Annotated in this window: 5 protein-coding genes; all 5 read left to right on the plus strand. The window is 58.4% G+C overall.

Features of this window, described 5'->3' with window-relative positions; genetic code table 11:
• The first annotated feature begins 165 nt into the window (after nucleotides 1-165).
• Entirely contained in the window at nucleotides 166-2,832 is a 2,667-nt protein-coding gene (locus tag FHK92_RS27650; RefSeq protein ID WP_219916145.1) for a hypothetical protein, read from the plus strand.
• Nucleotides 2,814-3,398: a lysozyme inhibitor LprI family protein gene (locus FHK92_RS22120; RefSeq protein ID WP_181289992.1), complete on the plus strand. Its 585-nt coding sequence runs from the start codon at nucleotides 2,814-2,816 to the stop codon at nucleotides 3,396-3,398. Before FHK92_RS27650 ends, FHK92_RS22120 begins: the two co-directional genes overlap by 19 nt.
• Nucleotides 3,399-3,446: 48 nt before the next feature.
• Nucleotides 3,447-3,710: a PAAR domain-containing protein gene (locus FHK92_RS22125; protein ID WP_181289993.1), complete on the plus strand. Its 264-nt coding sequence runs from the start codon at nucleotides 3,447-3,449 to the stop codon at nucleotides 3,708-3,710.
• A 113-nt stretch (nucleotides 3,711-3,823) separates the two neighbouring features.
• Nucleotides 3,824-4,945 carry a hypothetical protein gene (locus tag FHK92_RS22130; protein WP_309109616.1) on the plus strand — a complete coding sequence of 374 codons (1,122 nt, stop codon included), beginning with the start codon at nucleotides 3,824-3,826 and terminating at the stop codon, nucleotides 4,943-4,945.
• 165 nt (nucleotides 4,946-5,110) lie between these two features.
• Nucleotides 5,111-7,455, plus strand: a 2,345-nt coding sequence (locus FHK92_RS22135) for an ImcF-related family protein (RefSeq protein ID WP_375154623.1), incomplete at its 3' end; no start/stop codon positions are given.

The raw sequence follows: 7,455 nt of genomic DNA on the forward strand, positions 1-7,455 counted from the left end.
AGATTTTGTCGTCAGGTCGGCGAATTTCGAATATGTGCAAGGCGCTGCCGAGCAGGCCGCACCGCTGAAAATACTGCCTGAGCTGACCGAACATGACGCCAGATCCGCAGCGCTAACGGACTTCTCCGGTTGATCCCCTTCACGAAACCAAAGGCCAAATAAACCATGCTCAACTCACTGCTTCGCCTTTTCGAACGCGCCGACAATCGCGGGGGTTCAAGACCCGATCAAGCGGATCCTCCCATCTGGCCGACACCGGATACCAGGCCCATCAACTCCCCTTCGTCGCTTGAACATCAGAATGTCGGGCTCTCGCCAGCCAACACCTGGAGCCATCCCTTCAAGGACAGAAACCATCCATTGCTGCACTTGACCCAACTGGCCAAGGCTGCGGCGGGCTACTACCCGCTGGGGCGTAATGGTCTCTGGCATGGCGGCGTGCATTTCGATGCGGGCACGGCCGGCGAGCTCGATCAATCCAGCGTGCACTGCCTGGCTGACGGAGAGGTGGTGGCGTATCGCATCGATCAACACGCACCGACCACCGCCTATCAGTTCAACAAGCTCGTCGTGAACAAACCCTTCTCACGAAACTTCGTGCTGGTGCGCCATCTTTTGCAGCCACCGAAAATCAAGGGCAGCCCGGACACACCGCCCAGCCTGATCCTCTACAGCCTGTACATGCATCTGCAGGACTGGGCCGCTTACCAGCAAGACCCAGCCCTGACGCGCCCGGGCTTCTGGCCTGAGGGGCAAACCCGTTGGGTAAAGGAAACGGTACAAGACATATCCTATGGTCGCCCCGAACAGCGCGGCCTGAACGTGCGCAACATGGCCCGTCAAGGCAAGGTACTGGCATTCCTGCCTGCCGGCGCCGAGGTAACTGTCAGCGGCGACGGTGAGTTCCGCAAACTGGAAAACACCCTTGGACCAGAGGTTTTGATCGATGCCGAAGGTGCGCTGCGTGGCTACCTTTCGGTCTATTTTCTGGAGCCCATTTCTGCAAATCAGTATCGCGTCAGAAGCCGTAGCTCGCTGAATGTGCGTGCCGAAGCGAATGTCCTCAGTGAAATCCTTTTGGAATTGCCACCGGGCACCGAAGTAACGATCAGCGGCGACGGCGAATTCCGAAAGCTGGAGCGCGTCAACCAATACGTCCATTACCCCTCGTTGCGAGGGGAGCTGGAACCGCTGGCGCATGATCGAGTGGTGGTGCTGGACGAACCGGTGCCTATCAAGGCCGGAGATATGATCGGCCACATCGGTGTGTACCAAAGCTATAACGCTGATCGCCCGGAAAACAAACTGCACCTGGAAGTGTTCAGCGAACAAGACGCGCGCGCCTTCCTCAAAGCCAGTCGCGCCTGGGCCGAACGGTTGCCGAAGCGCGGCAAGACTTGGCTGAAGCTCGTCAAGGGCACGCCCGTATTGGCCCATCAAGATGACTACAGCACCACACGTCCACCACATTTAGCGAGAGCCAACCGCTTCAGCGACGCGGACCTGTTGGTTCCCAAAAGCCTGCTCGACGATTTACCAGACAAATACAAAATCACCCTCCTCGCCACCTCTGAACGAAAAGCACAAAACTGGTACCGCCTCGACGGCCTGCTGAACGATGTCGACAACGCTGTGCTGGACGGTTGGGTGTGCGAAGAAGTCGGCGTGACGCCATGGGTCAATCCTTGGTCATGGGACGGCTACGAAGTGATCTTCGACTACTCGTCCCCCCGAGAACACCTGGCCTCCTTCCACCGCGCCGTAGACCGTTTCAGCGGCGCGCAACTGGAACGCTACGGCCCGATGGCCGACGCGGGCGACAAAGGGCCGGTCCAGCGACGCCTGTTCGACATCATCGACCGCGACCACGACGGCAAGATGACCGCCGAAGAACTGCAAACAGCCCTCAACGTACCGGCCCACGCCCAATCGATCTCACAACTGATCGTGCTCAAGGAAAGCGAATGGTTCCACCGCCCGCAAAAGTGGGATGCATTGGACGAACTGCTCGGCCATAGCGGCTCGACGCCGCATGTGAACTGGTTGGCGGAGAAAGAGCGGATCAAGGCGTTGTGTTGGTGGGATGAGGTGATGGATAAGGTTGGGTTACAGGAGGATGGGAAGGTTTATCACTTTCATCCGGTGGGGATTGGAGACAGTTTAAATTCAATTTGCCCCGCGGAATGTGTTGTTGAAGTTCATAAGCTTGAAAGCTCAGGCACAACACTCATCGTCTCTAAGGAATCATTCGATTTTATATTAGAGAAAGAAGGATATAGAGAATATCCGTACGTACCAGCAGGCGCCAGCGGTGTGACATTAGGATATGGATATGACTTGGGACAGCAGACACCAGCGCAGGTGCGTCAGGATTTATCCGGACTTTATACTTGGCTGGAAATTCAATCCCTATTATCTGCCGTAGGAAAGCGTGGCGACGAGGCTATAAGCAGCCTTAATGCAACTAGCCATATAGCCATCAGCAAAGACGACGCGGCAAGTCTGGCATTGAGGATGAAGTTGCGCTACGCGCAACTAGTATTAAATACATATCCCCAGACAGCAAGCCTACACCCGCATTGTCAAGGAGCGTTATTGTCTCTAGTCATCAATAGAGGCATCTCATTTACTAGACCAAGCGTTGAGTCGCGCTTAGAGATGAAGCAGATCAGCGATGATTTGATAAATCTAACTCCCGAAAGCATACCGTCCAGATTAAGATCCATGAAGCGTCTTTGGGAAGGACAGGCGGGACTTGGCGGGCTAATCATTCGCCGAGAGGAAGAAGCAAAGCTCTTCGAAAAGGGGTTGGCATGCGATTGTTGGCATTGATTTACCTTATTGTGCATTCGCTGTACTCATCAACTCTTTCCGCGAGCGAACGTTGCGTTCCGAACGACACCACTACCAGAGGGATTTTAGGATGTGTAGCTATCTCCTATGAAAAAATCGACAGAAAACTCAATCAACAATACCTATCACTATTAAAAAGCTCAGACTTTCATCACCACAAGCTTCTCAATAAGGGACAGCGGACTTGGATCAAATATAGAGATCTAAAATGCGACACTGTCTTTAATGGGATAAATCCAGGAAAAGAGGCAGAAATAGAAAAAACGGGTTGCCTTGCCTCTTTGACATCGTCGCGCTTATCCGAGCTGATTTACATTGAAACAGGCATAAGCAACGATAATTTTTACACCTTGCTTTCAATTTTAGGTAAAGACCTGTCGAAAACTCGATCGGAGCTCCTCCAGCACATCAATGATATTACTCACGACTTTGAAGACATTGAATATGCCAAGCAAAATTGCGAATTGGTAAGTTTTATTCATCGCGAAGACTTAATGTTTTGCGAGGCGCGCATTAAATATAAAGACATTGGCCTGATTAAATAAAAGAGTTCGTTTGCCACAGGAAATCAGCTTTTAAACAAGGAGCAAAACATGAAAAACATCATCCGAATCGGCGACAAAAACTCAGGAAACGGCACCGTCCAATCAGGTTCAACCGTCATGAAGTTCGGCGGTATCGGTGTCGCTCGGCAGGGCGATCCGGTGGATTGCCCGGTGCCGGGGCATGGGCGCACGGTCGTTGCCGAAGGTCATCCGACGTTCAAGGACAATGGCGTGCCCGTCGCCTTTACCGGGCATCTGTGCGCCTGTGGCTGTGCACTGATTTCATCGATGCCTGGCGTGGGGGCCCGTTAATCATGCCGGTGCGAATGGGTGACATCCCGGTCTTGGCGCCTAGGCCGGTACGGCCACGGGCCAGGCTTTGGCTTGGGTTATTGGTGTTTTGTTTGTTTTTGGGAGCTGTGGGCGTGTTGTCGTTCGGCCCCGAAGCGTTGCACCAGAATCCTGAAGTTTCCTGGGGCCTGGCTTTGGGCGTGCCGTTGCTGGGGTGGTGTGCCCTGAGTTTTGGGCGGACGTTGCTGTATCTCGGCGAACAAGCGGTGGCCGATGGTTGGGATCAGGCGCGACAGGCGGACCTTGTCCAAAAAAACCGTCAAGGAAGGCGATTGCTACAGGTGTTGAAAGTCGACTTGCATACCGCCCTGCGCGCCCCCGGCGACGAACCTGCAGTGCAGTTGGAGGCTTTGCAGAGTGGCATCAAGGCGCAAACGATGCAGCCTTCGAGGCTCGTTTCGTCATCGTCATGCCACAGTCGTTTACCGGGCGATGGGGCTGAAGATCTCGAACCGTTGTTGCTGCGAACGTTGCAACAGGTATTGGAGGAATTGGCCCCTACCCTGGCCCAGTTGCCTGACCATACGCGGCTGGGGCTGCTGTTGGACGTCGATAGCGGCTTGTCGCGTTCCGGGTGGGACCGGACGTGGGAGCAGGCATGGCAAGCGTCCGCTATCCGCCAGGCACCGGTTCTACTCGAAGGCAATGGCTTGGATGCGTTGGATCAATGGCTCGATCAGCGCTTTTATGAGGAAGCTGTGCTGCTGGTCATCGGATTGCAGTTTGCACCGAGACAACCCGAGGGCACGGCGGAAGTGATTGCCGGTTTGTTGCTAGGCAATCAGCTGGCGCAAACCAACGTGGCACCCGTGGCTTTGCTCCACCGCCCGGAGCAGGAGCGCCAACCTTGTCCCGACGCGCTGCATGCTGCCGCGACACAGGCAAGTGCCTGGGTACCGGTGGAGTTCAAGGCGATCCGGCAGGTCTGGCGGACGGGTATTGATGCGCAACGTCATACAGCCGTGGACAGCGTATCCACTCAGTTATCGATACCGATGCAGCACGAGCATGGGCTCCATGACTTGGACGCAATGCTGGGGAACCCGGGCAAAGCTTCGCCATGGCTGGCGATTGTCGCGGCGACGCAAGCCATTCAGGTTGGCGCGGGGCCGCAGTTCATTGTCAGCGGCAATGGCCGCGCTGACGCCAGGCTTTGGGGCATGGCATTGACGCCTGCGCCTTCCCTCCCGGAATAGGAAATTCGAATGCAGCTGCAAAGTTTTATACGTGTGTGGACGGTGGCCAGCGGGTTGTTGCTGATTTGCGCAACCTTGGGCGCTGTGATGTGGCGATACCCTCAGTCGCTGGGCGTTCAGCCTGATAGCGACCTTCAGGCGCTCGGATTGCTGGGAATATCCACGATGGCGCTGGTATTGATGTTGTTCCTGGGTGGATTCAATTTTCTAGGCAACGTCTTGGGTCGTTCGGCCTATCGAAAATATCAGACGGACACCAGCCCGCCACCGACGCTCAATAAGGTCGAGCCCAATTCGATGAATGAAAAATCGTTGGTTGAGCTCCGCGAAACCCTCCGCCACCAATATGGCCCCCTCTGGCGCCACAAAGTCCGCCTCCTGCTCATCGTCGGCGAACCCACCGAGATCACCGCCATCGCCCCGCAGCTGGCGGATAAGAAGTGGCTCGAAGGCCAACGCACCGTGCTGCTCTGGGGCGGCAGCCTCCAAGAGAGTCTGGAAAATCCCATGCTCGACCCATGGCTCAACCTAAGCCGTTGGCGCGCGTTGGACGGCGTGGTCTGGGCACTGACCCCAGAACAAAGCGCCGATGCAGTGGCGCTGGCCAAGGGCATGCGCCATTTGCAGGGGCTGGCTCGTCGGATGCGCCGGCAGGTGCCGTTGCACCTCTGGCAGGTGTGTGAGGCGACGTGGTCGCAGGAAGGTCGCGAGCGTCAGCCGGTGGGTTGTCTGCTGCCGGCCAAGGTCACGCCGGCGACGCTGGAGGATTGTCTGCAGGAATTGGTCGAGCCTTTGCGTCACCAGGGCATCGTGCAGATGAAGGTCAAGAAGCAGCTGCACCACGATTTTCTGCTGCGCCTGTCCCGGGATTTGCAGGCCGATGGCATTGCCCGTTGGCGCCAGGCGCTGGCGCCGTCGTTGAGTGGGTTCAATCCAGGGGTGAGGCTGCGTGGGCTGTGGTTCAGCCAGCCGCTGCGCGAGATCCGGAGTGCTGAAGATGAGCATTTCTGGTGGCCGGATCCGGTGTGGCAGGGCGTGCAGCGCGACAAGGCGGTCGGCGCGCGGCTGGGCTGGGGGGCGCCGCGTGTCGCTTACGCATTGTTCCTGGGGTTGGCCGTGGTGTGGGGCGTGGGAATGGCGCTGTCCTTTGTCGGCAATCGGGCGCAGATCGTTCAGGTGCAGGCGGTGTTGGCGGGGCTGGACGCGTCGTCGCGGGCCGATGAGCAATTGCTCGCCTTCAACGAGCTGGTCCACGTGCTGGCGCGCCTGGATCACCGTGCCGTGGCCGGTGCGCCGTGGCATCAGCGCTTTGGCTTGAACCGCAATCCCGTCCTGCTTGAAATGCTCTGGCCGCGTTATGTCGAGGCCAATAATCGCCTGGTGCGCGACCCGGCGGCGGCGCGCTTGCGCGAGCAACTGGAGGCGTTGGTCAAGTTGGCGCCGGGCAGTGCCGAGCGCGTCGAGCGCTCGGCGGTTGCCTACGATCAGCTCAAGGCGTACCTGATGATGGCGCGCCCGGAAAAAGCCGAGGCGGAGCTTCTGGTCAAGACCTTCGGCCACACCGAACCCACCCGGGAGAACGTTGCCCCCGCGCTCTGGCGAACGCTGGCGCCCGGCTTCTGGCAGTTCTACGCCGAGCAGCTGGCCGCGCACCCCGACTGGCGCATCGAGGCCGACCCTCGGTTGGTGGCGCAGGTGCGCCAGGCCTTGCTCGATCAACTGGGCCAGCGCAACGCCGAGGCCAGCCTGTATCAACAGGTGCTGGACGACGTGGGCCAGCATTATTCGGCCCTGGGCCTGGCGCAGATGGTCGGCGACACCGAGGCCGCCGGGCTGTTTTCCAGCAAGGCCAGCGTGCCGGGGGTGTTCACGCGCCAGGCATGGGAGGGCCAGGTGCGCCAGGCCATCGACGACATCGCCCAGGCGCGGCGTGAGGAAATCGACTGGGTGCTCAGCGACAAACCCGGCGAGGTCGATCCCCGGTTGACGCCGGACGAGCTGAAGGCGCGCCTGACCGAACGCTATTTCCAAGACTACGCCAGCGCCTGGCTCGGGTTTCTCAACAGCCTGCGCGCCCGCCAACCGAAAAACCTGGACGGGGTGATCGAGCAACTGACGCTGATGAGCGATGTGCGTCAGTCGCCGCTGATCGCGTTGATCAATACCCTGGCCTATCAAGGCCAGGCCGGCAGCCGCGCGCCGGCCTTGGGCGACTCGCTGATGAAGTCCGCGCACAAGCTGATCGGGCCGGACAAGGCGCCGGTGATCGATCAACTCGTGGAATTGCCCGGTGGACCGCTGGACGCCACCTTCGGACCGTTGTTGACGCTGCTGGGCAAGGGCACCGAAGGCCGAAACGCCAGCGACCATCTGAGCCTGCAGGCCTACCTCACCCAAGTGACCCGCGTGCGCCTGAAGCTGCAACAGATCAGCACCGCCAGCGACCCGATGGAAATGACCCAGGCCCTGGCGCAGACGGTGTTCCAGGGCCGCGGCATCGACCTGACCGA

This window comes from Pseudomonas brassicacearum subsp. neoaurantiaca, from assembly GCF_013608025.1.
Classification (GTDB): domain Bacteria; phylum Pseudomonadota; class Gammaproteobacteria; order Pseudomonadales; family Pseudomonadaceae; genus Aquipseudomonas.

Bases quoted from the DNA above. Each gene is read 5' to 3' on its own strand.
- FHK92_RS27650 (WP_219916145.1), top strand. From the start codon at position 166: ATGCTCAACTCACTGCTTCGCCTTTTCGAACGCGCCGACAATCGCGGG.
- FHK92_RS22125 (WP_181289993.1), top strand. From the start codon at position 3,447: ATGAAAAACATCATCCGAATCGGCGACAAAAACTCAGGAAACGGCACC.
- FHK92_RS22120 (WP_181289992.1), top strand. From the start codon at position 2,814: ATGCGATTGTTGGCATTGATTTACCTTATTGTGCATTCGCTGTACTCA.